The 26,309-nt window shown below is 29.4% G+C and carries 25 protein-coding genes and 1 pseudogene; 18 read left to right on the top strand and 8 right to left on the bottom strand.

All coding sequences use genetic code 11. The features are described from left to right. Window positions 1-2: 2 nt before the first annotated feature. The 6 genes and pseudogenes from QU666_RS09725 to QU666_RS09700 form a co-directional block, all read left to right on the top strand. Window positions 3-980 carry an FAD:protein FMN transferase gene (locus QU666_RS09725; protein WP_021770091.1) on the top strand — a complete coding sequence of 326 codons (978 nt, stop codon included), beginning with the start codon at window positions 3-5 and terminating at the stop codon, window positions 978-980. Further along, complete coding sequence (locus tag QU666_RS09720) at window positions 968-2,683, top strand: ClC family H(+)/Cl(-) exchange transporter (RefSeq protein WP_021770090.1); 1,716 nt, start codon at window positions 968-970, stop codon at window positions 2,681-2,683. The genes QU666_RS09725 and QU666_RS09720 overlap by 13 nt, the downstream gene beginning before the upstream one ends. Window positions 2,684-2,826: 143 nt before the next feature. Then, on the top strand, window positions 2,827-3,009 hold the full coding sequence (locus tag QU666_RS09715) for a transposase (RefSeq protein WP_304984819.1): 183 nt from the start codon (window positions 2,827-2,829) through the stop codon (window positions 3,007-3,009). Between the two features lie 8 nt (window positions 3,010-3,017). Further along, window positions 3,018-3,143: a hypothetical protein gene (locus QU666_RS09710; RefSeq protein WP_304984818.1), complete on the top strand. Its 126-nt coding sequence runs from the start codon at window positions 3,018-3,020 to the stop codon at window positions 3,141-3,143. Beyond that, complete coding sequence (locus tag QU666_RS09705) at window positions 3,107-4,039, top strand: IS3 family transposase (RefSeq protein ID WP_370528904.1); 933 nt, start codon at window positions 3,107-3,109, stop codon at window positions 4,037-4,039. Before QU666_RS09710 ends, QU666_RS09705 begins: the two co-directional genes overlap by 37 nt. Before the next feature lie 30 nt (window positions 4,040-4,069). Then, window positions 4,070-4,441 (top strand): annotated as a pseudogene (locus QU666_RS09700) (autotransporter domain-containing protein); the annotation flags it as partial. Between the two features lie 205 nt (window positions 4,442-4,646). Here QU666_RS09700 and glpK read toward each other — a convergent pair. Then, window positions 4,647-6,164, bottom strand: coding sequence for a glycerol kinase GlpK (glpK, locus tag QU666_RS09695; protein ID WP_021769950.1), 1,518 nt, complete (start codon window positions 6,162-6,164; stop codon window positions 4,647-4,649). 244 nt (window positions 6,165-6,408) lie between these two features. Here glpK and cbiE point away from each other — a divergent pair, with 244 nt between their 5' ends. The 10 genes from cbiE to QU666_RS09645 all read left to right on the top strand — a co-directional run bounded on the left by cbiE (window position 6,409) and on the right by QU666_RS09645 (window position 17,556). After that, window positions 6,409-7,047: a precorrin-6y C5,15-methyltransferase (decarboxylating) subunit CbiE gene (gene cbiE / locus QU666_RS09690; RefSeq protein ID WP_036071661.1), complete on the top strand. Its 639-nt coding sequence runs from the start codon at window positions 6,409-6,411 to the stop codon at window positions 7,045-7,047. 15 nt (window positions 7,048-7,062) lie between these two features. Beyond that, complete coding sequence (locus tag QU666_RS09685; RefSeq protein WP_021769948.1) at window positions 7,063-8,409, top strand: ATP-binding protein; 1,347 nt, start codon at window positions 7,063-7,065, stop codon at window positions 8,407-8,409. Next, window positions 8,406-9,104 (top strand): hypothetical protein, encoded by a 699-nt coding sequence (locus tag QU666_RS09680; protein ID WP_021769947.1) that lies wholly within the window; start codon window positions 8,406-8,408, stop codon window positions 9,102-9,104. Before QU666_RS09685 ends, QU666_RS09680 begins: the two co-directional genes overlap by 4 nt. Window positions 9,105-9,125: 21 nt before the next feature. Further along, on the top strand, window positions 9,126-9,983 hold the full coding sequence (locus QU666_RS09675; protein WP_021769946.1) for a hypothetical protein: 858 nt from the start codon (window positions 9,126-9,128) through the stop codon (window positions 9,981-9,983). Window positions 9,984-10,131: 148 nt separating this feature from the next. Further along, window positions 10,132-12,810, top strand: coding sequence for a leucine--tRNA ligase (gene leuS / locus QU666_RS09670; RefSeq protein ID WP_021769945.1), 2,679 nt, complete (start codon window positions 10,132-10,134; stop codon window positions 12,808-12,810). A gap of 23 nt (window positions 12,811-12,833) precedes the next feature. Then, window positions 12,834-13,670, top strand: coding sequence for an SDR family oxidoreductase (locus QU666_RS09665; protein WP_021769944.1), 837 nt, complete (start codon window positions 12,834-12,836; stop codon window positions 13,668-13,670). Between the two features lie 220 nt (window positions 13,671-13,890). Beyond that, window positions 13,891-15,252 carry a folylpolyglutamate synthase/dihydrofolate synthase family protein gene (locus QU666_RS09660; RefSeq protein WP_021769943.1) on the top strand — a complete coding sequence of 454 codons (1,362 nt, stop codon included), beginning with the start codon at window positions 13,891-13,893 and terminating at the stop codon, window positions 15,250-15,252. Window positions 15,253-15,540: 288 nt separating this feature from the next. Further along, the gene (locus tag QU666_RS09655; RefSeq protein ID WP_304984816.1) at window positions 15,541-15,996 is read left to right on the top strand and encodes a hypothetical protein; all 456 of its coding nucleotides are present in this window, start codon (window positions 15,541-15,543) and stop codon (window positions 15,994-15,996) included. A gap of 176 nt (window positions 15,997-16,172) precedes the next feature. Beyond that, complete coding sequence (locus tag QU666_RS09650) at window positions 16,173-16,781, top strand: DUF2278 family protein (RefSeq protein ID WP_021768504.1); 609 nt, start codon at window positions 16,173-16,175, stop codon at window positions 16,779-16,781. Between the two features lie 121 nt (window positions 16,782-16,902). Then, window positions 16,903-17,556, top strand: coding sequence for a DUF4240 domain-containing protein (locus QU666_RS09645; protein ID WP_021768503.1), 654 nt, complete (start codon window positions 16,903-16,905; stop codon window positions 17,554-17,556). Window positions 17,557-17,915: 359 nt separating this feature from the next. Here the strand turns inward: QU666_RS09645 and QU666_RS09640 are convergent, their stop codons facing one another. The 4 genes from QU666_RS09640 to QU666_RS09625 all read right to left on the bottom strand — a co-directional run bounded on the left by QU666_RS09640 (window position 17,916) and on the right by QU666_RS09625 (window position 21,277). Next, window positions 17,916-18,992 carry a Xaa-Pro peptidase family protein gene (locus QU666_RS09640; protein ID WP_021768502.1) on the bottom strand — a complete coding sequence of 359 codons (1,077 nt, stop codon included), beginning with the start codon at window positions 18,990-18,992 and terminating at the stop codon, window positions 17,916-17,918. A gap of 88 nt (window positions 18,993-19,080) precedes the next feature. Next, on the bottom strand, window positions 19,081-20,064 hold the full coding sequence (locus tag QU666_RS09635; RefSeq protein WP_021768501.1) for a hypothetical protein: 984 nt from the start codon (window positions 20,062-20,064) through the stop codon (window positions 19,081-19,083). Between the two features lie 47 nt (window positions 20,065-20,111). Next, window positions 20,112-20,528 carry a biopolymer transporter ExbD gene (locus QU666_RS09630; protein ID WP_006804489.1) on the bottom strand — a complete coding sequence of 139 codons (417 nt, stop codon included), beginning with the start codon at window positions 20,526-20,528 and terminating at the stop codon, window positions 20,112-20,114. Window positions 20,529-20,650: 122 nt separating this feature from the next. Then, window positions 20,651-21,277 (bottom strand): MotA/TolQ/ExbB proton channel family protein, encoded by a 627-nt coding sequence (locus QU666_RS09625; protein WP_021768500.1) that lies wholly within the window; start codon window positions 21,275-21,277, stop codon window positions 20,651-20,653. Window positions 21,278-21,769: 492 nt separating this feature from the next. On the opposite strand from QU666_RS09625, the gene QU666_RS09620 reads away from it, so the two are divergent. Both QU666_RS09620 and QU666_RS09615 read left to right on the top strand, forming a co-directional pair. Then, a complete protein-coding gene (locus QU666_RS09620) occupies window positions 21,770-22,456 on the top strand; it encodes a hemolysin III family protein (protein WP_021769616.1) in 687 nt (228 codons plus the stop codon). Window positions 22,457-22,535: 79 nt separating this feature from the next. Further along, the gene (locus QU666_RS09615) at window positions 22,536-23,117 is read left to right on the top strand and encodes a helix-turn-helix domain-containing protein (protein ID WP_021769615.1); all 582 of its coding nucleotides are present in this window, start codon (window positions 22,536-22,538) and stop codon (window positions 23,115-23,117) included. Between the two features lie 95 nt (window positions 23,118-23,212). Here QU666_RS09615 and lgt read toward each other — a convergent pair whose 3' ends face one another. The 3 genes from lgt to kdsA all read right to left on the bottom strand — a co-directional run bounded on the left by lgt (window position 23,213) and on the right by kdsA (window position 26,211). Then, window positions 23,213-24,127: a prolipoprotein diacylglyceryl transferase gene (lgt, locus tag QU666_RS09610; RefSeq protein WP_021769614.1), complete on the bottom strand. Its 915-nt coding sequence runs from the start codon at window positions 24,125-24,127 to the stop codon at window positions 23,213-23,215. Window positions 24,128-24,244: 117 nt separating this feature from the next. Further along, window positions 24,245-25,330 carry an alanine--glyoxylate aminotransferase family protein gene (locus tag QU666_RS09605; RefSeq protein WP_036071295.1) on the bottom strand — a complete coding sequence of 362 codons (1,086 nt, stop codon included), beginning with the start codon at window positions 25,328-25,330 and terminating at the stop codon, window positions 24,245-24,247. Between the two features lie 44 nt (window positions 25,331-25,374). Continuing rightward, window positions 25,375-26,211 carry a 3-deoxy-8-phosphooctulonate synthase gene (gene kdsA / locus QU666_RS09600; RefSeq protein WP_021769612.1) on the bottom strand — a complete coding sequence of 279 codons (837 nt, stop codon included), beginning with the start codon at window positions 26,209-26,211 and terminating at the stop codon, window positions 25,375-25,377. Window positions 26,212-26,309 lie beyond the last annotated feature (98 nt).

Raw genomic sequence — 26,309 nt, 5'->3', positions numbered from 1 at the left:
ACATGATGTATAAGGTTCAAGTACGTTTTTTATTTCATTCGGATATAAAAATTAAAATACCTGAAAGCTATGATGATTCTGTTTTTGACAGGTTATTTGGAATTTTAGAAAATGTGAATGAAAAGTATAATTCTTATGCTGAAAATTCGTATATTGATAAAATAAATAAAAATAGTGGGCATTTTGTAAAAGTAAATGATGAAACCATAAGTATTTTGAATAATATTATTCATTTATCAAAAATTATTGGTGGAGAGTATGACATTACAGTAATGCCTCTTATAAGATTGTGGGGTTTTTATAAACAAACCCCCATTTTGCCGTCTTTTGATAAAATAAAAAAAGCGAAAAGGCTTGTAGATTATAAAAAGATAATTATTGATAAAAAGAAAAAGCGGGTAAAACTTGAAAAGAATCAGGAAATTATAACGGGTTCATTTATAAAGGCGTATGCAATAGAAAAAATGGCTCAGGAGATGAAAAAAATTGGGATAAAGGACGCAATTGTAAATGCTGGCGGAAGCAGTATCATTGCTATTGATGAATGGGGCATTATCGCTGAAAATCCTGAGGAAGAAAAAGAAATATTAAGAAATGCCGATGGAATGCCTGTAAGAATAACAAAGTATGGGTATAATGGAAAAAATGAAGATAATGATTTATTTGAAATAAAAATAAAAAATACAAGTTATTCCACTTCTAATCAAAAAAATACATATCTTTTGATAAATAACGAAAAATACGGACACATTATAAGTCCCAGAACTGGTTTTCCTTCTCAAAATAAACAAGTTGGAATAATTACAAAAAGTGCCTTTTTTGGTGATATTATTTCAACAGGGATGTATAACCAGACACCTGAAAAATTTTATGAAATTATGGGAAAATTATCTGAAGAAATGGAAATTTCAGGATTTTTGATTAATAAGGCAGGAAAGATATTTTATTTTAATATGGAAGAATATTTTTGTGGAAAATAAAAAAGGAAGAAGGAAATAAAATGGCAAAAGATGTTTTACATGAATTAAGGGATATAAATTCACTAAAATCAAGACGGAATAATGTGGTACTTATATTATTGTGTTTTGTAGTAGGGATTTTTTCAGGAATAATTGTCGGAACATATACATTAATGTTAAAAAAAATGTCGATTTTCAGGGAATTTTTTACAACAAATCTGGAATTTCATAAAATATTTATTGGAATAGCAGTTTTTGTTATTATGGGGTTAGCCATGCAATTTATGCTTACAAAATATCCGTTAATTAGTGGGAGTGGAATTCCTCAGGTTAGTGGACTGCTTACGAAAAAAGTGAAATTTAAATGGTTTGGGGAACTGGTTACAAAATTTGTGGGAGGAATATTAGCAATTGGAGCTGGAATGTCTATGGGGCGTGAAGGACCTTCGGTTCATTTGGGGTCTTTAGTAGGCTCTGGAGTAAAGGAAATTACAAAACGTTCTGAAGTAGAGGAGAAATATCTCGTAACATGTGGGGCAAGCGCTGGGATTTCTTCAACATTTAATGCACCTCTTGCGGGAGTTATTTTTTCGCTGGAAGAACTGCATAAATTTTTCTCGCCGTTATTGTTAATTTGTACTCTTGTGGCAAGTGGAACCTCAAATTTTGTTTCAAGAATGATTTTAGGCTCACAAACTTCCTTTCAATACAATTTTATGCTTCCAAAAGGCATACCATATTATATATTTGCTCTTATAACGGTTGTTTTCTGCGGTATAATTACAATTACTGGAAAAGCGTTCAGCTATTTTTTATTGCTTATTCAAAGACATTATAGAAAAATAAAAATTAATAAATATGTAAAAATAGCTTTGTTTATGGTAATGGCATACGTTATTGCCGTATTTTTTAGTGAAATAACAGGTGGTGGACACGAACTTATTGAGGAAATGTTTGGGAAAGATGTTATTCTAAGGACACTTATTATAATTTTAGCTTTGAAATTTTTTTATACAATGCTTTGCTATGCAACAGGAGCACCTGGCGGGATTTTCTTGCCAATGCTTGTAATAGGAGCTTTAACAGGAAAAGTATATGGAGTAATATTAAATCAGTATTTTGCAATTCCTAACGAAGTAATCGTTCATTTTATGCTGCTTGGAATGGCTGCCTATTTTACAGCAGTTGTGAGAGCTCCGATTACGGGAATCACGTTAATTCTCGAAATGACAGGAAATTTTTCGTATCTTTATATGTTAATAATTGTCTGCACAATAACTTATATTTTTACAGAATTGCTTAAAATGGAGCCAATTTACGAACGGCTTTACTTTAATATGTTTCAGAAGCAGATTTTAGAGGAAGACAAGAAAAAAAGAAGAATGCAGAAACGTTTCAAAAGACTGGAAATTTTAGAAAAATGGTGGAAAAATAAAAAAATTGAAATTGGAATAAAGACAGACGAAAAAAATATAAAGGATAAAATAGTAACACTTTTAATTCCTGTAGGAGCAAATTCTGAATTTGATAATAAGACAGTTAAGGAATTGAATCTGCCTGAAAATCTTCTTATTGTGAGTGTACGTAAGGCTGGGAAAGATAGTATCGCACGAGGAGACACGTTAATTCAGAGTGGAAATCAGCTTGTGATTATTACAGATTATACGACAGCTCAGAAGTATGCTGGGGAATTGAAGGAAAAGGGAATGAAAATAGTGGATTAATATAAAAAGATAAATGAAAATATAAATTAGGTTAGTTTTTTTAGTCTTTTTTATATGTTTGGAGTGTACCCAAAATCTTGGACAAATAAATTGAAAACTAGTTTTCTATTTGTTAAAATATAGTTAAGGAAAGGAATTTGATTATGAACAAGAGAAGTAAAAGGTACACAGATGAATTTAAAATGTTAATTTTAGAATTGCTGGAAGAAGGAAGAACAAAAAAATCATTAGAAAATGAATATGGGGTAGCAACGGCAACAATCAGAAAATGGGAAAAAGAATTTAAAGGAATCATAGATAAAAATACAATGCTGACGAAGCTTTAAATGAAATCATGGCCTTAAAAAGGCAACTGCAACAAGAAATGGATAAAAATAAAAAATTAGAAAAAGAGCTGGAACAAAAGGAATTAGATATTGACATATTAAAAAAGGCATCAGCCATATTGATGAAAAAATAAGAACTGTTGACAAGTACACATTAGTAAAGACTTTATTCAATGAGTTTAATGTTTCAAAATTAAGAATAATTAATTTAATAGGCATTAAAAAAAGCAGCTATTACTACTGGGTTAAAGAGGTCAAGACACAAAGGGATATAGAAAATAAAATTTTGTACGATATAATAAAATCAATACGGCAAGACAGCAGAAAAACTTACGGAGCAGTAAGAATTCATAAAAAGCTAAGAAAATTAGGATTAGAAGTAAACATAAAACGAGTCAGAAGATTGATGAAGGAAAATCAGATAAAGTCAATAATTCATAAAAAATTTAGAAATTATAACAAATCAGAAGATATAAAAGAAACAGCAAGAAATATTTTAAAAAGAAATTTTGATACAGAAAAATTAAATGAAAAATGGGTAAGTGATATAACATATATCTGGACAAGAAAGGACGGGTGGTGCTATTTATCAAGTATAATGGATTTGCACAGCAGAAGAATAATATCACATAAGGTTGGAAAATTTATGGATATAAAATTAGTTATAGATACCTTAAAAATGGCGATATATAAAAGAGGGGATACAACTAATCTCATAATACATACAGATAGAGGAAGCCAGTATATGAGTAAAGAATATCGTAAATTTTGTGCAAAAAAAGGCATAAGCATATCTTACAGCAGAAAAGGAAATCCTTATGATAATGCCTGTATAGAATCATTCCATGCAACATTGAAAAAAGAATATGTACATAATGAAAACTTTGAAAATCTAGAAAGTTTAAGAAGTAGAATGTACGAGTATATAAAAATATGGTATAATAACAGCAGAATACACAGTAAAATAGGATTTACAAGTCCAAATGAATATGAAGAAAGCATAAAGAAAGGAAACAAAGAAATTGCTTAAAAATAGTCTAAATTTTGGGCGACACTCCACATTAAAGAAGACAGAGGAGAAATGAGACTAGAAATACAAGGAAACGATTATTTCTCAGTAAAACCAGAAGTTGGAATGGAATTTAGATATGTACAACCGTTAGCAGTAAGAACAAACTTAACAGTAGGAGTAACAGCTTCTTATGAGAATGAACTAGGGAAAGTTGGAAATATAAACAACAAAGGAAGAGTTAGATACACAACAGCTGACTGGTTTGGAATAAGAGGAGAAAAAGAGGACAGACGAGGAAATGGTAAGTTTGATTTAAATATCGGTGTTGACAATACGAGATTCGGAGTTACAGTAAATGGTGGATATGATACTAAAGGTAAGAATGTAAGAGCAGGAATAGGGTTTAGAGCCATTTACTAATGTATCATAAAAGTTCTTTAAATTAGATTTCAAGTTTATAACAATCTATTTAAGCCTTTATTTTATTTCATTTGGATGATTTAATATTAAAGATATTTAAGTCATAACGAATATTATTTAATTGTTATAAAAAAATGAAAAGTTTTAAAAATAAAAACAGTGGAATTTGACTTTCACTGTTTTTTTGTATTATTTATTATATTTGTTAATCTTCTTCCCAGCTTTTAGCTTTTTCAACCGCCTTTTTCCAATGGATATAATATTTTTCCCTTAAATTGTCAGGTAAGTCTGGTGTAAATTGCTTGTTTAAACGCCAGTTTTTTTTGATTTCTTCTTTATTTTTCCAGAATCCAACGGCAAGTCCAGCCAGATAGGCGGCGCCTAATGCAGTTGTTTCGATAATTTCAGGACGTAAAACTTTTGTATTTAAAATATCGCTTTGAAATTGCATAAGAAAATTGTTTGCTGTTGCACCACCATCGACTTTTAGAGAATTTATTTCAATACCTGAATCTTCTTTCATTGCGTTTATCAAGTCTTTTGACTGGTAGGCGATGGATTCGAGGGCAGCACGAATTATGTGGTTTTTATTAGATCCACGGGTAAGCCCAACGATTGTACCACGGGCGTACATATCCCAGTATGGCGAGCCTAATCCAACAAATGCTGGAACTAAGTAAACGCCACCGTTATCATCGACTTGCTGTGCAAAATATTCTGTATCAGAAGCCTTGTCAAAAAATCTTAATTCGTCACGAAGCCACTGGATAACAGCCCCGCCAATAAAAATACTTCCTTCCAGAGCATATTCCACTTTCCCGTCAATCCCAATGGCAATAGTTGTAAGTAAGCCATTATTTGATTTTATGCACTTGTTCCCAGTATTCATAAGCATAAAGCATCCTGTTCCGTAAGTATTTTTTATATCTCCAGTATGAAATCCAGCCTGCCCAAACAACGCCGCCTGCTGATCTCCAGCGATACCTGAAATTGGAATGGAAGTACCGTTTTCTTCACCAATCGTAATTCCCATTCTTGTTTTTCCGTAAACTTCGCTTGAGTTTCTAACTTCTGGAAGCATACTTTCTGGAATGTTAAGTTCCTTTAAAATTTTTTGGTCCCATTCTAAATTTTTTATGTTAAAAAGCATAGTTCTGGAAGCGTTTGTAAAATCAGTAACATGCACTTTTCCGCCAGTCAATTTCCATACAAGCCAAGTATCAATCGTTCCAAAAAGCAGTTCCCCATTTTCAGCTTTTTCCCTTGCACCTTTCACATTGTCAAGAATCCATTTCACTTTTGTCCCTGAAAAATAAGCGTCAATTATCAGTCCTGTATTTTCCTTTACATAATCTTCAAGTCCACGGCTTTTCAATTCTTCGCAGATTTCAGCCGTTCGTCTGCATTGCCAGACAATTGCGTTATAAACAGGTTCACCAGTATTTTTATCCCACACGATTACAGTTTCCCTTTGATTTGTAATTCCGATTGCCGCTACATCCTTTAGAGAGATTCCAGATTGTGCGATAACTTCGGTAAGAATGGAACGCTGGCTTGCCCATATTTCCATAGCATTATGTTCAACCCACCCCGGCTGTGGAAAAATCTGTGTAAATTCTTTTTGAGCTTTCCCAATAGTGTTCAGATTTTTATCAAAAATAATTGCACGTGAACTAGTTGTTCCTTGATCTAGAGCGATTATATATTTTTTTTGATTATCCATAAAACCTCCTTATAATAAATTATATCTTGAGAAAGTTATTTGTCAAATATTGATTTTAAAAAATATACTTGTGCGAAATTAATAAATTAAACTATACTAATATTTGAGTAGAATAGCTATAATTTTAAAGTTTGTTTTTAAAGTGATTTACTATATTTTTCTTTAAATTTTCAAGTATTTGGGGTATAATAAACATATAAAAACAAAAAATAATAATATAAAATTTACATAGGAGAAAATGAGAATGAAAAATAAAATAAATGTACTCGGTTTAGGACCGGGAAATTTGGACTATACTTTGCCAGTTGTATTAAAAGAAATTGAAAAATCAGATATAATAATTGGTGGAAAAAGACATATCGAAAGTCTTGGAAAATATGCAGAAAATAAGGAATATTGTTATATTAATGCTGATTTGCAAAGAGTTTTAGATTTTATCGAAGAAAATCGAAATAAAAAAATATCGCTAATCTTGTCTGGTGATACAGGTTTTTATAGCATGCTAACATTTATGAGAAAACATTTTGATGCAAAGGAACTTAACGTAATACCTGGAATTTCTTCGATCCAATATATGTTTGCAAGAGTTTCTGAATATTGGAATGATGCTTTTATATCAAGTGTTCACGGACGAGAAGTTGAGTATGTTCAAAAATTGCGTGAATTTGGTAAAATCGGACTTTTAACAGATAACAAAAATACACCTCAAAAAATAGCAGAAATACTTATTGAGAATGGCATGGAAGAGGCTATTATTTTTGTTGGAGAAAATTTGTCTTATGAAAATGAGAGAATTTTGGAACTTTTAGCAAAAGAAATGGTGAAGGTTGAGGATAAATTTGAGATGAATGTAGTTGTGATTTATTGGGATGGGAAGGAATAATGATTGGAGAGGAATATGAAAATAAAATTTAAAAATTTAGGTCCTATTGAAAGTGGAGAGATAGATTTTAATGATTTAAAAGGAATTAATTTGATAATTGGGAAGAATAATACAGGAAAGACTTATTTGAGTAATTTGTTGTATACATATTTTAAAGTGAGAGAAAGACAGAATATAAAAATGTATGAAGTAGTTGGAATCAGGTTTAAAGATAGATTATCTGATTCAGATTATGAAATAATAAAAGATTATTTTGAAAAGAAATATGAAAAGGAAATAAAAGATACTCTTCCTAAAGTTTTCCATACTTCAAAAGATACTTTTAAGGACTTTGAAATAGAAATGGATTTAAGTGATGAAATTTTAGAATTTAAAAAATTAGATGACGATACGATAATATATTTTAGAGAGATGAGAAAAATTATTAAATTAAAAAAATCTGAAGATGAAATAGAATATCTTATGGAAGATTATGATGAAAATAAAGGAAAAAGATATATAACATATAATCCGAAAATTGAAGAAGAAGAAGCAAAACAAATTATATTTGGGTATTTTTTACATATAAAATTTTTTCAAAAAATTTATAAAATTCACTCTTTTCCTGCTGAAAGAAGTGGTGCAGTTTTATTTTATAAACAGTTATTGGAAGAAAGAAGTGATGTTTTAAGAGAATTAGAATTGGAAAATAGTAAAAATATAGGAAAAATTTCAAGATATTCTGAACCTGTGAATGATTATATAAAATTTTTAAATTCTATTTCTGATCGTTCAAAAGGGTTAACAGAACTAGATATTTATAAAAAATTAGATACAGAATTAAAAGAAATATTAGGTGGAGAAGTAATAATTGATTCAGAAGACAACATAATGTTTAAAATGAATGAGAACAAAATAATAGATATAGGAATGGTTTCTTCAACAGTAAAAACATTAACAGGATTTTACTTGTATTTAAAATACTTCGCAATGGAAAGAGATATTATTTTCATTGATGAAATTGAATTAAATTTACATCCTGAAAATCAGAGAAAAATAATGAAACTCATAAATTATTTATCAAAACAAGGAATAAAATTTGTAATAAGCACACATAGTCCAATTATTAGTGAGGAAATTGATAATATGCTTTTATTTGAAAAAGTTAAAAATAAAATCAGTAAAGAAGAAATGAAAGAATATCAACTTAACGAAGAGTATGGTTTAAAAAGTAGCGATATAAATGTATTTCATTTACACAATAAAACTGTTGAAAAAATTAAAGAAAATGATGGAGAATTTGAAATAGAAACATTTAATGGTGTTCTTGAGGAAACGGATAATCTTTATCAGACTTTGTTGTTTTATGCGGAGGAAAAATGATACTTGAAAATAATAATTTTTTTGATTATTGTAAAACTGCATTGCATAAAAATTTTTTTACTGTATCTGAAAATAATAATGTAAAAATAAAAGAATCTAAAGATGATGCAAAATTAAAAGAAGTAAAAGTATATTTTGATAAAAAACATTATAGAGTGCTTCAAATAACTTTTGACATTAATAATTTGGAAAAAAGGGAAAACATAATTAATATTTTTCCCTACTTTAATGGTGAAATATGTAAATCCGTAGATTCAGTAATTTTAGTACAGGAAGTAAATGCTCAAAATTATTATCTTTTCCACATCGAATTAAAATCGAAAAGACCTGATGATACAGAAATATTTAAAAAATATATTTCTTCTATTAAAATGTTAAATTTTATTTTTGAGATTCTGTATTTAAAATATAGAGAAGAAAGTAGAAATTTTAAATTTCCTGAAAAGATAGTGAATATGCCAGTTCTATTTTTTTCAGAACATAATAAAAAATTAAAGAGCCAGAAAAATAAAGAAACGAAATTATTGGCAAAGGAATTTTCAAGTAATAAATTCATTAACTTTGAGAACAAGTACTGTTATTATTTTTGTAATTTTATAGGGAATAGTAAAGGGGTAATTCAACTTAGGGAAATGTGTAGTAAAGGTAAAAATATGGGAATGTCATTATCAGAGGTTAAATTTTTTGAGAGATAGGGGAAGGAAGGAGAAATTTTTTTGGATGAAAAAGAGTATGAAGAATATATAAAAAAGATGTATGGAACAAATTGGAAAGAAGAAATAAAATTAAGAGCAAAAGTATTACAAATTGTACCACCTTATATGATAGAAAATTTAAAAAATGAAAAGATGTATAAAGAAAAATTGAAACGGGCAAAAGAAATATCGAATTTAGTTCCAAAAAATTTTTTAGATAGAATAAAAGATGTCAATAAACTTTTAGAAAGAAAATTATTAATATTAGATAATAAAATTCCGAATAATATAAAAAAGAATCTTGAATGCTGGGTAGAAAAAAATTGGATAATAGTTTTAAGTTTACGTTATGTAGAAATACAAACTTTATTTTTCTCAAAATCTAATGATACTGAAAAGGATAATCTTTATTTGATGGAGGAAGTTAAGAAAAATTTAAAAAATGAAGAAATAAATCAAAAAGTTTTTAAATCAAAATTTTTTAAAAATAATGCTTTTAAATCTGTATTAGAATGTTATAAAAGTAAAAATTATTATGTGGGTGTAATGGTGTTGGCAACTATGATTGATGGGGCTTTGATAAAAATTCAAGAGAAAAAAGAAAATAGAAGAAAAATTGGAAACAATGTTTCAAAAGAAATAAATAATAAAAGTGATGAATCGTGGAGTTTAGAATATATCCTAGATTACAGTTTAATCATTTGGCTAGAAAAATTTTTTGAAAATGCAAATGATTTTAGTAATAAAAAATTAAACAGAAATATGTTATTACATGGTATGTATGAAAAAGAAATAACTGAGTTAGAATTTTTTCAATTATTGAATGTTGTATATGTTATGTCAGAAAGATTAGATGATTGGAGAGAAAAAATAAATTAAAAATAAATTATATTTAAAGCTATAGAAGATAAAATAAAATTAATTGTCAAAAAAACTAAAATATAGTACAATAATTACATTATATATTACTAAGACATGAAATAAAAAGTATCAAAATTATAAATACTGAAAAAAATGGAGGAAAACAATGATAAAGGAATACAAACCGTCGGAAATTGAAAAAAAGTGGCAGGATAAGTGGTTTGAAGAGGATGTTTTTAAATCGGAAAATAAGATTGAGGGGAAAGAGAATTATTATGTGCTTGAGATGTTTGCATATCCATCTGGAAAGCTTCATGTTGGGCATTTGAGAAATTATGCGATTGGAGATGCGATTGCAAGATACAAGAAGATGAAAGGGTTTAATGTGCTGCATCCGTTTGGATGGGACAGTTTTGGATTGCCTGCGGAAAATGCCGCGATTGACAATGGTGCACATCCTGGGAAATGGACTAAAGCGAACATTGACAATATGAGAAGGCAGATGAAGCTTATGGGGCTTTCTTATGACTGGAACAGGGAACTTAGTACTTATACTCCAGAATACTATAAGTGGAATCAGAAATTTTTTATTGAAATGTATAAAAAAGGGCTTGTTTACAAGAAAAAGTCTTATGTAAACTGGTGTCCAGACTGTAATACCGTACTTGCGAATGAGCAGGTTGAAGGTGGGAAATGCTGGCGTCACGGTAAAACTGATGTTATTCAAAAGGAGTTGTCGCAATGGTACTTTAAAATTACAGAATATGCAGAAGAATTGCTGCAGGGGCATGAGGAACTTAGAGGACATTGGCCAGAGCAAGTATTGACAATGCAGAAAAACTGGATTGGAAAATCAACAGGATCTGAAGTTGACTTTATTTTAGATTATAAATTTGAAAATGATGGAAATTCACATTTAAAATTGAATGATAATGGAGAAGTTGTGATTTCTGTGTTTACAACAAGACCTGATACGCTTTATGGGGTTACGTATGCAACTGTTGCACCAGAACATCCGTTGGTTGAGGAAATTATTTTGAAAGAAAATCCTTCGATAAGAGAAGCTGTTGAAAGAATGATAAATGAGGATAAAATTGCACGTACAGCGGAAGATAAGGAAAAAGAAGGAGTATTTTCTGGACTTTATGTGATTAATCCTGTGAATGGTGAAAAAGTGCAGTTATGGATTGCAAATTATGTGTTAATGGATTATGGGACTGGAGCAGTAATGGCAGTGCCGGCACATGATGAAAGAGATTTTCAGTTTTCTAAAAAATATAATCTGGATTTGAAAATTGTTGTAAATCCTGTTGATAAAAATGGAAATTTGGAAGAAGTTTCTGTTGAAAAAATGGAAAATGCCTTGGTAAATTCAGGAGTATTAGTAAATTCAGAAGAATTTAACGGATTAAATAGTAATGAAGCAAAAGAGAAAATTACTGAAAAATTGGAAAAAATTGGACTAGGTAAGAAAACAGTAAATTATAGGCTTCATGACTGGCTAATCAGTAGACAAAGATACTGGGGAACTCCAATTCCTGTGATTTATGATGAAGATGGAAATATTTATTTGGAAGAGGAAGTAAACTTGCCTGTGAAACTACCTACAGACATTGAGTTTAGCGGAAAAGGAAATCCACTTGAAACTTCTGAGGAATTTAAAAATGTGATTTTGCCAAATGGGAAAAAAGGTAGAAGAGAAACTGACACAATGGATACTTTCGTTGATTCTTCGTGGTATTACTTGAGATATTTGGATTCTCACAATGATAAAGAGCCGTTTAAAAAGGAAGATGCAGATAACTGGACTCCAGTTCACCAATATATCGGTGGAATTGAGCATGCGGTAATGCACTTGCTTTATGCGAGATTTTTCCACAAATCATTAAGAGATTTAGGATATGTTGACACAAATGAGCCATTTAAACGTCTTTTGACACAAGGAATGGTTTTAGGGCCTTCTTACTATTCTCAAAATGAAAGAAGATACTTGTTCCCAAGAGAAGTGGAAATGAAGGATGGGAAGCCTGTTTCTAAGGAAACTGAAGAAGAATTGGCAACAAAAGTTGAAAAAATGAGTAAATCTAAAAATAATGGAGTAGATCCAGAAGAAATCGTGAAGGAATACGGAGCTGACTCTTCAAGAGTGTTTACATTATTTGCTGCACCGCCTGAAAAAGAGCTGGAATGGAATATGAACGGACTTGCAGGGGCTTACAGATTCATAAATAGACTTTATCTGCTAATTTCATCAACAGCTGATTTTGCTTATAAAAATGCAACAAAGGAAGATAATTATGGAATTAATTTAGATGCAAGAAGTGAAAAAGACAAGGAAATTCAGAAAAAATTACATCAGACAGTAAAAAAGGTTACAGACAGTATTGAGGACGATTTCCACTTTAACACAGCAATCGCTGCAATAATGGAACTTCTAAACGATATGACAACTTACAAGCAAAATGTAATTGACAAAAACGACATTTCGTCAGAAAGTAAAAAAGTATGGCACGAAGTTCTTGAAAAAGTGATCTTATTAATTGCACCTTTTGCACCGCACGTGGCGGATGAATTATGGAGTGATTTAGGAAATACAACTCTTACTTTTGAGCAAGAATGGCCAACATTTGATGAAAAATTAACTGTGGAAAACAACTTTAACTTGGTTTTACAAGTAAATGGAAAAGTTAGAGATATGGTTCCTGCACAAATTGGAATTTCAAAAGATGACGCTGAAAAATTAGCATTTTCTTCAGAAAAAGTTCAAAAATTTGTTGATGGAAAAGAAGTTATCAAGGTAATTGTTGTGCCTAATAAACTGGTTAATATTGTTATAAAGGGATAAATGGAAAAAGAGGAGAAAATAAAATGGCTAAAATAGCAGTAACTGGAGTGACAGGAAATTTGGGTGGCATGGTTTCAAGATTATGCAAAGAAAATGGCATAAAAGTGAGAAATTTGGCTAGAAATAAGGAAAAAGCTGAAAAAATGGGATTTTCTGATGTTTTTAAATCAAGTTACGACAAGTCAGAAGATACTATAAAATCGCTTGAAGGGATTGATGTGCTTTTTATGGTGTCGGGTTCTGAAAATCCTGACCGTGTTCAGCAGCATAAAGATTTTATTGATTCTGCTAAAACAGCTGGAGTGTCGCACATTGTTTATCTTTCGTTTTACAATGCTTCAAAAAATTCGATATTTACATTGGGAAGAGATCATTATGCAACTGAGGAATACATTAAAGAAAATGGCTTTAAATATACATTTTTGAGAGATAATTTTTATGCGGATTTCTTTGTGGATATGTGCAGAGAGTACGGTGAAATAAAAGGGCCTGCTGGAAATGGTAAAGTTTCGGCTGTGGTGCGTTCGGATGTGTCAGAAGTGGCTGCTAAAATTTTGGAAAATCCAGAAAAATGGGAAAATCAGACTTTGAATATGACAGGATCTGAAGAATTGACAATGGAGGAAATTACAAAACTTGCAATTAAATATTTGGGTAAAGAAATTAAATATATTCCTGAAACAGTAGATGAGGCTTATGAATCACGTAAAATCTGGAAAGCCGAGCAATGGGAATATGATTCGTGGGTTTCGACTTACACTGCAATCGCTGAAGGTGAGCAAGCTGGTATTTCAAATGACATTGAAAAAGTGCTGGGACGTAAAGCAACTTCATTGACTACGTATTTGGAAACACTATAAATAAAAAAATGATAAAAATTACCAATAGGAATATAAAATTATTAATAAAGAGTTAGCATTAGGCTGGCTTTTTATTTTTCATAAATTTCGTTATTTAAACAAGTGGTAGGATTAGATACAAATTTTTTAATATCAAACTGATAAAATTAAATAATTTTAAAGAAGATTTATTATAATTGATTGAAAGGAGAAATTTTTAATTATTAAAATAAATATAAATATGAGAATAGATGAAGTTTTAGAAAAAATTTTTAATATGAGAACAATTAATAAAAGAATAACCAATGAATCTTTGAAACAAAATAATGAAAAGTTGAGAAAAATTTATGAGTTGCTGGGAGAACCGTGTAAAAATAAGAAAATTGTTCATATTGCAGGAACGAATGGGAAAGGTTCGACAGCTACATTTTTAGAGGGTATTTTTTTTGCGGCAGGATATTCTGTTGCAAAGTTTACTTCGCCACATATTTTACGGTTTAATGAGAGAATTTTAGTAGATAAAGAAATGATTTCTGATGAGGATGTTGTGAAGTATTATGAAGCTGTTATGGATATTTTGGAAAAAAATTCATTGCAGATAAATTTTTTTGAGATAACGACTTTTATGGCTTTACTTTATTTTGAGGCAAAAAATCCTGACTTTATATTTTTGGAAACTGGTCTTGGTGGAAGATATGACGCTACAAATGTTGTAAATTCAGCAATTGCGGTTATAACAAATGTGAGTTTTGATCACGTCAGTCTTTTGGGAAATTCACTTGAAAAGATTGCAGACAGGAAAGCTGGGATTATAAAGGACGGACAGTTATGCATTTATGCTCAGAATTTGGCTGAATTGGAGAATGCTGTAAAAAAGGAAACTGATAATTCGGTAAATGTCTTGAAAAAGTATGAGAATTTACAAGTCGAACTGGATACACAAAATTATAAGACAACTGTGAAAATTTTGGAAAGTGAAAAATTGGAAGAATTTGAAAATATTGAAGATAAAAAAAATAAACATAATCTAGAAAAAATATTTATATTGCCACTTTTTGGAAAATTTCAGGCAAATAATTTTTTGATTGCTTACGAAATTGCTAAAATTTATGGTATCAGCGATGAAGTTATTCAAAAAGGGCTTGATGAAATTTCGCTGGCTGGGCGATTTGAGATTTTTTCACAAAATCCAGCTACAATACTGGATGTGGCTCATAATGATGATTCTGTACGAGTTCTTGTGGAAAATTTGAATGAACTTTTTAAAAACGATGAAGTGATTTTTATTCTTTCGATACTTGGAACAAAGGACATTGCAAATATTTTTGAGAAAATTTTGGAAAAAAATTACAAAATTTTTATAACGTCTTTAAAAGACGTTACTTACGGACTTTCTGCCAATGAAATAAAGAAAAATTTGGAAAATGTAAATATTTTGACAAATAATATTATTTTTGAAGACAATATTTTAGATGCCTATAATCAAGCAAAACAGATGGTTTTGGAAAAGAATAGTCGGTATAAGGCGATAGTGGTTTGTGGCTCTTTTTATGAAATTGCGAAATTTAAGAAGCTGTGTGGAAAAAAAGATGAGCATTTTTAACAGTAGAAAAGGGAATTGTTTCACACGATATTGAAAAATATATACAAAATGAAAGATTTGAAAAGAGAATGTACGAATAAGTAGAAATGTGATATAATAATAGCAAGAAACATAATAAAATAGGGACTTGTAATCCTAAATGAAGTTGTTGAATAGATATATAGATTTTAAAGTAATTACAAGAAAGTCTTTTAATTTCTAAAATTATGAGTAGAAATTAATTGTGATATTAATTTTTTAATACTACAAAAGAAAATAAAAAAGAAGGTGATATTTTTGAAATTAAAAGTGAAAATATTTTTTATTATAATAATTATATTTTTTTTGGTAACTATATATAATTATTATTTTCATGAAGCAAAAGATGAATGTCTATTTTCTTCAGAAAATGTGGAAAAAAGTTATTATTTAAAAGTAAATAAATTACTAAAAAAAGAAGGCATAAAATTATTTCTTTATGATAGTAATACGATGAAATATTATGAAGCTAAACGTCCTTATGAAATTTTTTATTCATTAGTACATGTGTCTGGAGATATAATAATAGCAAAAAAACAAAAAAGAATGAATAAAAAAGATAAAGTATCCTGGGCATTAGGTATCTCTAGAGAACCAACATATATCTATATTCCTGAAAATAAAAGAGCAGTTATTTTAAAAAGAAAGAATCAAATTTTAAAAAATATAGGAACATGTTATTTAGTTGATAATTTACTGGGATATCATGTTCCCGTAAAAGAATAAAGAAATTTAATTTTTTAAATAATCGTTGTTGTAAAATATAGCGGTTATTTTTTTGGTTGTAATTTTAAAAAATTTATTTAATAAAATCTCCAATCCCTTTTCTTTCGTAAAAAATATGTTATACTTATAATGAGAGATTAAATATATAATAATATCACTTTAAAATAGAGGAAAATATGGAAAAATATGTGATGTTTCGAGGAAAAGTTATAGATAAATGGTACGACTTTGATAAAAGGGCACATTATCATATTGTAGCGATGGATGATGCTGGGAAAAGATTTGATTTGGCGGTTAATATTGGGAGTATTTATGAGAAGATGAACGAGATAGTTTCTTCCAATTTGAAGGTTTATTATGATGAGAGTTATAGTTGCCGAAAGCGAATTGTCCGTAAAATGCTATTGCAAAAAAATGGTATTACAGAATGTCACAAGGGTTTATATCTGGATTATATTAGAATGAAACTTTTTCCACACGAAAAGATGATACAGATGAAGGGGTTTGATGTAACAAGTATTTACTTGACTGGGATTATTGAGAAGAATGTTGTGCAGGCTATGAATAATGATGAATATGAAGTGATTGCGTTTGGAAGGCTTTATGCGAACGGGAAGGGGTTGCATGATATTCATATGAATCAGGGAAGCACAGATAAATTTAGGAAAAATGATGCTTCGTATTCTGATGGAGGGCTGTTTTTTAGAAATAAACGAGATAATAAAATTACAGCTGTATTTATTGCATTTATTACTCAAAGTTTGAATATGCCTGAAAGTGTTTAGAGTCAGATTAATAAAAATTAGACGGAATTTATGAGGTGGATTTTAAAATAAATTTTTATAAAAATAATTAATAAAATATGGGGAAATATAAAAGTTAGAAAAGAAAAGAGGTGTGACAAAGATGTCTATAAGAAATTTTGCTACAAAACTTAAAATGAAACGTGAAGAGTTTTGGAAATACATTTCCATATCTCATAAAAAAGCTAAAAATAACAATGAGTTTGTAGATTATTTAATAGATATTCTGTCAAAAAAAACAGATGAGGAAATTTTTGATTTTGAAATAATTACATTTGAATTAATGCGTGAAAGTTACAATGAAAAGCTGTGGTGTGCCTCGTATCTTGTGAACGGTGACACAGCGAGCTGGAGCTTTGATTTTTTTAGGCTATGGTTAATTTCGCAGGGAGAAAAAATATATTATTCGATTATAAAAAATCAGGATAATTTATCAAAATACATAAACATATCTTTTGAAGCTAAATTTATGACAAATTATTTTGAAAATGAAACATTCGCCTTTATTCCAGCCTATGCCTTTTCTAGAAAAAACTGCTCACACAATATTTTAAAAAAGGAAAGTTACAAAATTAATAACAGAACTATTTTTCAAGATGATTTTATCGATGATTATAATAAAAGATTGAATACTTATAAGAGAAAAATAGGATATATTAATAAAAAATATCCAAAAATAATATTTCACTGGTGTACACAATTTCCAAACAGCATGAAAGAAGTGTGTCCAACATTATTTAAAAAAATGTATTTTTAAAAAAACAAGGGAGTGTCTCAATTTATGGGACATTCCTTATTTTTGTAATTAGTTTTAATTGATTTCTGCTACTTACACAAAACCCTATTTAAATAATAGATTTGTTACAAATTTTTTCAATGAAAGATAAAAAAAAATTAGCATTTCTAAATAATTAAAATATAATTTTTTAGTTTTAATAAATTGGCGGAGCTTTTATTTGTTCAACTGCGATTGTCTGACGACTGAAAGGAGGTTGGGCAAATAAAAGTCGTAGTCTAGCCATAGGTATTGCGTAGCAATCTTGCCACAAATTTAATCATTAGGATAAACATTTATTGCAAGATAAGGATTTGCGGCAATGAGCAATCCTGCGAAAATTAATGTAAGATAATTAATTCCTTATTACTTTTATTCAATATTTCTCTACCATCTTTTTTCACTACAACATCATCTTCAATTCTAACTCCACCCCATCCGTCAAAATAAAGTCCAGGCTCAGAAGTTACAACCATATTTTCTTTCAGTTCAATATGTGAAGCACTTGATAAGTAAGGTAATTCATGAATTTCAGCACCAATTCCGTGTCCCAGTCCGTGTCCGAAATACTCGCCATATCCTTTTTCAGTTAAAAAATTTCTAACAACTTTGTCAACATCATCTGACATGATTCCTTCTTTTATAGTATTTACACCTAGTATTTGTGCTTCTAAAACAGTATTATAAATTTCTACGTGTCTATCAGAAATATTGTCTCCATAGTAAACAGTTCTTGTCATATCTGACACATATCCTTCATAATATGCCCCAAAATCCATTGTAATAAATTCTTCTTTTTGAATTTTTTTATCAGAAGCAACTCCATGTGGCATAGCTGAACGGTATCCGCTGGCTAAAATTGTTGCAAATGAACGATCTTCAGCCCCCAGTTTTCTTTGAATATATTCCATATATGAAGAAACTTCCTTTTCAGAAACCCCTTCCTTTATAATTTTTAAAGCCTCTGAAAATGCCACATCACTGATTTCCACAGCCTTTTTAATAAGTGCAATTTCTTCTTCTGATTTTACCATTCTTTCCATTACAAGTTTATTTCCAACTGGCACTAATTCTACTTTGAAAATGTCTTTTATCGTTTGATAAAGAGAAAATGACACATTCACATCTTCAAATCCCACATTTTTTAGACCAAATTTCTTTATGTATTCTCCAACTGTCTGAAGTGAGCCACGTGAGACTTCCACAAATTCAAATCCTATTTCACTAACTTGTTTAGTAGCTTGTGTCTTGTATCTAAAATCCGAAAAGAAAAAATTTCCGTTTTTTGTTGCAAGAGCGACTCCAGTCGTCCCAGTAAACCCAGTAAAATATCGAAGGTTATACAAGTCTGTAATAAACAATCCATCAATATTCAGTTCATTTAAAATTCTTGATAATTTTTCAGTTCTTTTTTCCATATTTTTTCCTCTTTTTTATTAAAATTTTTTTACTTTTAAAGTGTAACACAAATTCAAAATTTTTTCTATTTATTTTTTGTAAGAAATTTTAATTAATATTAAATTGCAATGTAACTATTCCAGAAGAACAGTTATTTGTCAAAAAACTTACGTGTACATTACTAGCCGCTCTTCTTGCAGCAGCTTGAGACTGACTGTTTCCTCCTGTAACGGATTGGATAGAAACAGAGCCACCACGGGTAAATCTGATTGTAGCAACAATGGTTTCTTTCCGTTTTAACCGTTGATTTGCAGTTGGTACTTCCAGATGGCTATTGTAAGAAACAGAAAAATCTACGCCACGTCGACATCCACCACCTCGTGTATTTCCAGACTTTTTATCATTTCCATTTCCAGAACTAGTTGAATTTCCGCTTGTTCCTGTTCCATTTCCGTTTTTGTTACTTGTAGAGTTTTCGTTAGCAGTATTTCCATTTTTATTTCCATGTGAAGTTCCTGAATTTGAGGGAGTGTTTTTATGTCCAGAATTATTGGAAATAGTGGAGTTTGAAGCAGTTATGGTGTTTTGTACTGGTTTTGTACTGGCAGAATTTCCTGTGGATTGTGAAATTACTGGTTGTGTAGCATTTTTAGGGGTGAAGGTAACTGGGGGGGTAATTGGTCTTGACGAAGATTTTGGCTGTTCTTTTGGTATGGTGTTTTGAGGTACTTTGGGAGGTTGTGGTGCTGGTTGCTGTGATTGTTTTGGCTGTATTGGTTGTGATGGTGGAAGTTCGGGCTGTTTTAGATTTTTAGGCTGTTTACTTGGTTCTATGTTTTGAGTTTCGGAAATTGCATTGTTTTTATTTTGTGTATCTCCCTTTTGTAATCCAGCCGTTCCGTTACTTTCCTCATTGCTATCCGTATCAACTGTGCTTTTTGTCTTATTTTCTTCTAAAATGCTGTTTTTTAAGTCAATAACAATAGTCTGCTTTTGTTTTTTTTCTTCAATTTTTTGCTTTAAAACTGGAGTTGCAATTGGAATAAGGAGTATTCCCAAGTTTATTGCAGCTGAAATTATGTAATATTTCATTTTTCACCTTCATTCGTTTTCTTTAAATATCTAAATTTTATATAGTTTTAATTTTTATTTTGGATATTTAAACTTATATTTTCTATGTTCATATTTTTTAAAATGCTCATTGTATCTACAATGTCCTTATATTCTAAATGTTCATCAGCAGTTAAAGTTATATTTTTTAATGCTTCCTTTGGCAATTTTGAAAATTCGGAAGCTATTTCATTTTGGGAAAGTTCCCTAGTTTTATCGTCTATTTTTAAGAAGTATTTTTTGTCTTTATTTACGATTACTTCTATTTTTGTATCTTCCTTTTTTTCAAGCTGTGCTGATGTTTTTGGAACTGACAGCTGAAATTGTGAATAATTGTTAAATGTAGTTGCAAGCATAAAAAATATTAGCAACATAAAAATTACATCAATTAAGTTTAACATTGATATATCAACGTTTTGACGTTTTCGTCTGTTAGAAAATTTCATATTTTTCTCCTAAGAAATTTGATTTGTAAATTTTACTTATAATTTGTTTGAAGTTAAACTAATCTAAATCAGATAAAATTAGTTTGGATTTTAAATCTAAGATTAGAATAAAAGGTTAAAAATCAATCTTTTACTCGGCTCAAAAACTGCAATGCCGCCCTTTCCATCTCGGCTACAATAACATCAATTCGTCTGTTAAAATAATTATAAAAGACTAATGCAGGTATTGCAACTATTAATCCAAATGCAGTTGTGTAAAGTGCTTCTGAAATTCCGCCAGCCACTATTTTTGCTGTGCTTGTACCATTTCGGGTAAGGGCTGAAAAGGCTGCAATCATCCCTGTAACAGTTCCCAGAAGTCCAAGTTGAGGAGCAGCATTTACAACTGTTCCCAATAAACTCATCCCTTTTTCGAGTTCAGTAGTCTGCTCTAAAATGCTTTCACTTATTATACCCTCTATAACCTGTCTATGTGAATTATCAAGTTCATCAAAGTTAATATCCATATTGGAAACAATTTTTGTTACACTTTTAGAAATTGAATCAGTCTTATCTTTACAAAGTTTTAAAATTTCTTCTCTGTTACCTGTTCTAAGTGCTTTATAAAGCTGATTTTTCTCATTTTCTGACAATTTTTTCTCTTTTGATAAAAAAGTATACATTTTTTCAATAATAACAGCAAGTCCAGATATTGAGGCAAGTAAAATTACCCACATAAATATCCCGCCCTCAATAAGGTATTTTAACATATTTCGTCCTTCTTTCTCTTAATATTTTTGATATAAAATTATTTTACTATAAAAATATTTTTGTGTCAAATATTGTTTGGAAATAATAATATAATAATAATTTAGAAATTTAGTAATATATTTAATTTTTTTAGTTAAATTTTTAGTATATACAAGTAATTATTTTGTTTTAATTAAAATTTTTTAATTATAAATTGTTATTTTAGGTTGATTATAATCAAAATACCTGTTATAATAAATTATGTAATATAACAGGTGATATATTTGTATTTGAAAATTAAATAATTATAACTTGATAGCAAAAAAAAATCATTTTATAAGCAAAAAAAAATGCACTATTAAATTTTATATGGTATTATTATAATACAAAGTTAGTATTTTAAAATTGATTTTATATTCATATATATCTTATTAATCGTTTATTTAAGCATAAAGATTGATTAACTGATGTGGTAAAACACAAAAAATATCTTTGTATATGAAAGGAAAAATATGAATAAAAAAACTAAGAATAAAAACGCTAATACGTTATTAGAAATACATAAAAAAGCAGAAAGTTTTTCACAAGGTGAGGAAATTGCTAATTTTGTGAGTCATACTGTTGGTGCTGGACTTGCTGTAATAGCTTTCATAGTACTTACGATACGTGCAAGCTGGAATCGAGATATAGGAACAATTATATCTTTTATGGCATTTGGATTTGGATTAGTTGTTTTATATACAATGTCTGCAATATATCACGGGTTAAAACCAGGAACAGCTAAAATGATTTTTGAAATTTTTGATCATTCTGCAATATATATTTTAATTGCAGCATCTTATACACCTTTTTTATACCTAGTCGTTGATTCTCCAATGAACAAAATTATATTGACGATTCAATGGGTAGTGTGTATTTTAGGAATTGTTTTTAAAGCATTTTTTACTGGGAAATTTAAGTTGTTTTCCACAATGTTATATTTAATAATGGGATGGATGATTATATTTGCTTGGAATGATTTGATAAAGAATATAAATCAAGTTTCATTAATTTATTTAATTTTGGGTGGTGTGTTATACTCACTAGGAACAATTTTTTATTCGTGGAAAATATGTAAATTTAATCATATGATTTGGCACATTTTTGTTATTTTAGGAAGTGTCTTTCATTTTTTTGCTGTATACTATTTAGTTTCATAAAAAATTTAAAACGGGGTAATTAAGGTACTTATTGTATTAAAAATGTAAATATATATTTTATTTTGGAAAGGGTAGTTTAATGGGAAGAAAATCGAAAATATCTAATGAACTAAAAATTGAGCTCGTAAAACGGGTATTATCAGGAGAAGCAAGCATTAAAAGTTTAGCAAAGGAATACAATATTGCAAAATCTTCATTAATGACTTGGAAAAAGAAATATGTTGAAATCGGCGAAGAAAGTATTATGGTTGGAGATAAAAATAGACGTTATAGCCGTGAAATTAAAGAAAAAGCTATCAAAAGCTATTTAAATAATGAAGGATCTTTGTTTGATATCTGTAAAAAATACGATATTGCGTCTGTAAGTGTACTAAATTACTGGATTAGAGATTATAGAAGAAGTATGGATGCAAATGGAAATTATACAGTAGTAAAAAAACATATAAGAAAATCAATTGATGCAAAAGTTGAAGCTGTAGTATTTTGTCAAAATAATAATTATGATTATAATTTAACAATCAAGAAATTTGGCGTTTCATATCAACAAATTTATTCATGGGTAAAAAAATATGAAAAAGGTGGAGTTGACGCATTAGTCGATAATCGTGGAAAAAGACATCCTGAAAATAAAGATGAAAAATCTACTAAGAAAAAGAAATAATAAAAAACTGTCACGTTCTAATAAAATGAATTTGACAGTTTTTTTGTATATTTAAATTTTAAAGAGTTTTGTACAAAGAATTCTTAAATAGAAAATTATTCAGCTAATTTTGTTTCTTCTTTTTTAACTTCAATAGGTGTAAATTTTTTGTCTGGACTACTAAGATATTTTATTCCAATAATTGCAACAATAATCATAGCTATACTTATTAGATATGGAAGTCTGATTCCAAAAAGTAACAAATCTTCGGCTCTAAATGTACTTACAAACATTCTAATGATTGCATACATAATTAAATAAATCATTGATAAAACTCCAGGGTTATATTCTTTTTTTCTAAAATAGAACCAAAGAATTATAAAGCCAATCAAATTTAAAAATGCTTCATAAAGCATAGCTGGATGTAATGGTAAATTTGGAAATTCTGAACCAGCAGGCGTATCTAATGGAAAACTTATTCCCCAAGGCACAAGCTGTTTAAACTGAGTTTTTGCAGCAATGCTCATCGCTTGATATTCTGACCACCATTTAGTAAATGTTCCTGAAAAAATTACACTAAGTGGAGTAAATGTTGGTACACCGTGTACTTCTCCATTTGCCAGATTTCCAAATCTTCCTAAAAATTGTCCAAATAGTAAAGGTCCAACAGCCATATCTGTGAGTACCCACAAACTTCGCTTATTTTTTTTAGCATATAAATATGAACCTATGAATGCACCAATAATCCCACCATGAATGGCAAGTCCGCCTTCCCAGATATAAAAAATTGATAAAGGATTTCCTATATAATCTGAAAATTTGAAAATAACATAATAAAGTCTTGCTCCAATCAATCCAGCCAAAATTGTTGTAAATGCAAAATCTTCAATAATTTTTCTATCATCAACGCCTCTTTTTTCGGCAACATCATCAGCAAGTGCGATAAACATTCCAAAAAGAAAGGCTAAAATATACATTAAACTATAAATTCTAAGTTCAAAACCTCCAATTTTAAATAAATATGGTTTCATTTAAGCTCCTTTTCAATATTTTGCAACAGGAACTGTTAAAGTATTGTATTTTTATTTATTATTAATAAATAAAATTCTTTAAGACAGTTCCATTACTTTATTTATTTTTTGTAAATTTTATAATTGTTTTTTTAATTCTTCTTCAAAGATTACAAAGAAGTCATCAATTTGCTCTTTTGAAATTTGTCCTAAAATTCCAATTCTCATAAGACTTTCAGCATATTTACCTTTTCCACCTGTAACAGTGTATCCTTTTTCTTCAAGAGCGGCAATAATTGATTTTATAACAATTCCTTCTCTATACACTGAAATTAATGTATTTGTTCTATTTTCTTCATTTTTTACTAATAGTTCAAATCCTAATTTTTGTGCTTTTTCTTCAACATATTTTCTTAAATCGTGTTTTTGTTTAATTGTGCTTTCAACTCCATTTTTAACTAAGTCTTTTAGCGATTGATTTAATGCTAAAATTAAAGCAATTGCTGGAGTATACGGTGTTTCTGAGTTAGCATCAAAATATTTTTCATATTGTTTTAAATCAAAATAGTATTTTGGCAAATCAGACGTTTCCATAGCTTTTTTTGCCTTGTCACTTACAGCAACAAAAGCAAGTCCTGGTGGTATTAAAAATGCTTTTTGGCTTCCTGCGATTGCTACATCAATATGCCAAGCGTCAAAATCAAAATCATTTACTACAAGTCCACTAATTGTATCAACAACTAATAGAATATCAGTATTGTTTGTTAAATCTCCAAGTGCTTTTATATTATTTAAAATTCCAACTGAAGTTTCACTATGAGTTGCTAGAATTCCTTTTAAATCAGAGTTTTCAGCAATAACTTTCTTTACATCGTCTAGATTATAGCTGTCCCCAAATTCATATTGTAAATTGATTACATTTAAACCATAAATTTCAGCAATTTTTCTAAATCTGTCTCCAAAATATCCAGTATTTATTGCTAAAACTTTATCTCCTTTTGAAAAGAAATTTACAATGGCAGTTTCCATTGAGCCTGTTCCAGATGAAGTAAGTATAGCTACATCATTTGTTGTTTTAAAGACTTTTTTCAAGTTTTCGTTGTTTTCTTTCATAATTCTTCTAAATTCAGGTGTTCTGTGATGAATAATATCATTTCCCAAAATTTCTAAATATTCTTCGGGTATGTTAGTTGGCCCGGGTGTTAATAATAATTTTGAACTCATAATCATAATCCTCCTAAAAATTTATTAAAATAAATATTTTTATTTTATAATTCTTTTGTCAATTTATCATACTGTAATAATTTTGTTAAAATATCTTCAACATCGTCAAGTTTTAACATATTTGGTCCGTCAGATAATCCTTTGTCAGGTTCAGGATGTACTTCTGCAAAAACTCCGTCAACTCCAACAGATACAGCTGCTCTAGCAAGTGGATAAACATAGGCTCGGTTTCCACCTGAAGTTTCTCCTTGTCCTCCTGGAATTTGTACTGAATGTGTTGCATCAAATACAACAGGATAGCCAAATTTTCTCATTTCCAGAAGTCCACGCATATCTACGACTAAATTATTGTATCCAAACGAAGCTCCACGTTCGCAAAGCATTATATTTTCATTTCCAACTTCTTCAAATTTTCTTACAACATTTTTCATATCCCAAGGTGCTAAAAATTGTCCTTTTTTTATATTCACAGCTTTTCCAGTTTCTGCAGCAGCAATAAGCAAGTCGGTTTGTCGTGATAAAAATGCAGGTATTTGAAGTAGATCAATTATTTTGGCCGCTTCTTTACATTGCCAAGGTTCGTGAATATCTGTTGCAAGAGCCACACCGTATTTTTCTTTAACTCGTGCCAAAATTTCAAGTCCTTTTGTAAGTCCTGGACCTCTAAACGAGGAAATAGAAGAACGGTTAGCCTTATCAAATGAAGCCTTAAAAACATATTGAATCCCTAGCTTGTTAGTGATGTCCTTCATTTTCCCAGCCACTTCCATAACCAAATCTTCTGATTCAATCACGCAAGGTCCAGCAATCAAAAAAATCTTATCATTACCAATAGTAAGATTATCAGTAATCTTGACTTTTTTCACTTTATCTATCAACATAAGATCAATCCTTTCCTAAAAAAAATTCTTATATTTCATTTTATCATAATATTGTTTTTTTTGCTAATTTTTTTCTAAAAAATATAGAATAAAAATTT

Origin of the sequence: Leptotrichia sp. HMT-225, from assembly GCF_030644325.1 — a bacterium.
Classification (GTDB): Bacteria; Fusobacteriota; Fusobacteriia; order Fusobacteriales; family Leptotrichiaceae; genus Leptotrichia; species Leptotrichia massiliensis.
This window is presented reverse-complemented; position numbering and strand designations above follow the sequence as displayed.

Bases quoted from the DNA above. Each gene is read 5' to 3' on its own strand.
- QU666_RS09725 (WP_021770091.1), top strand. From the start codon at position 3: ATGATGTATAAGGTTCAAGTACGTTTTTTATTTCATTCGGATATAAAA.
- QU666_RS09715 (WP_304984819.1), top strand. From the start codon at position 2,827: ATGAACAAGAGAAGTAAAAGGTACACAGATGAATTTAAAATGTTAATT.
- QU666_RS09710 (WP_304984818.1), top strand. From the start codon at position 3,018: ATGGCCTTAAAAAGGCAACTGCAACAAGAAATGGATAAAAATAAAAAA.
- glpK (WP_021769950.1), bottom strand. From the start codon at position 6,164: ATGGATAATCAAAAAAAATATATAATCGCTCTAGATCAAGGAACAACT.
- cbiE (WP_036071661.1), top strand. From the start codon at position 6,409: ATGAAAAATAAAATAAATGTACTCGGTTTAGGACCGGGAAATTTGGAC.
- QU666_RS09685 (WP_021769948.1), top strand. From the start codon at position 7,063: ATGAAAATAAAATTTAAAAATTTAGGTCCTATTGAAAGTGGAGAGATA.
- QU666_RS09680 (WP_021769947.1), top strand. From the start codon at position 8,406: ATGATACTTGAAAATAATAATTTTTTTGATTATTGTAAAACTGCATTG.
- leuS (WP_021769945.1), top strand. From the start codon at position 10,132: ATGATAAAGGAATACAAACCGTCGGAAATTGAAAAAAAGTGGCAGGAT.
- QU666_RS09665 (WP_021769944.1), top strand. From the start codon at position 12,834: ATGGCTAAAATAGCAGTAACTGGAGTGACAGGAAATTTGGGTGGCATG.
- QU666_RS09660 (WP_021769943.1), top strand. From the start codon at position 13,891: ATGAGAATAGATGAAGTTTTAGAAAAAATTTTTAATATGAGAACAATT.
- QU666_RS09650 (WP_021768504.1), top strand. From the start codon at position 16,173: ATGGAAAAATATGTGATGTTTCGAGGAAAAGTTATAGATAAATGGTAC.
- QU666_RS09645 (WP_021768503.1), top strand. From the start codon at position 16,903: ATGTCTATAAGAAATTTTGCTACAAAACTTAAAATGAAACGTGAAGAG.
- QU666_RS09640 (WP_021768502.1), bottom strand. From the start codon at position 18,992: ATGGAAAAAAGAACTGAAAAATTATCAAGAATTTTAAATGAACTGAAT.
- QU666_RS09635 (WP_021768501.1), bottom strand. From the start codon at position 20,064: ATGAAATATTACATAATTTCAGCTGCAATAAACTTGGGAATACTCCTT.
- QU666_RS09630 (WP_006804489.1), bottom strand. From the start codon at position 20,528: ATGAAATTTTCTAACAGACGAAAACGTCAAAACGTTGATATATCAATG.
- QU666_RS09625 (WP_021768500.1), bottom strand. From the start codon at position 21,277: ATGTTAAAATACCTTATTGAGGGCGGGATATTTATGTGGGTAATTTTA.
- QU666_RS09620 (WP_021769616.1), top strand. From the start codon at position 21,770: ATGAATAAAAAAACTAAGAATAAAAACGCTAATACGTTATTAGAAATA.
- QU666_RS09615 (WP_021769615.1), top strand. From the start codon at position 22,536: ATGGGAAGAAAATCGAAAATATCTAATGAACTAAAAATTGAGCTCGTA.
- lgt (WP_021769614.1), bottom strand. From the start codon at position 24,127: ATGAAACCATATTTATTTAAAATTGGAGGTTTTGAACTTAGAATTTAT.
- QU666_RS09605 (WP_036071295.1), bottom strand. From the start codon at position 25,330: ATGAGTTCAAAATTATTATTAACACCCGGGCCAACTAACATACCCGAA.
- kdsA (WP_021769612.1), bottom strand. From the start codon at position 26,211: ATGTTGATAGATAAAGTGAAAAAAGTCAAGATTACTGATAATCTTACT.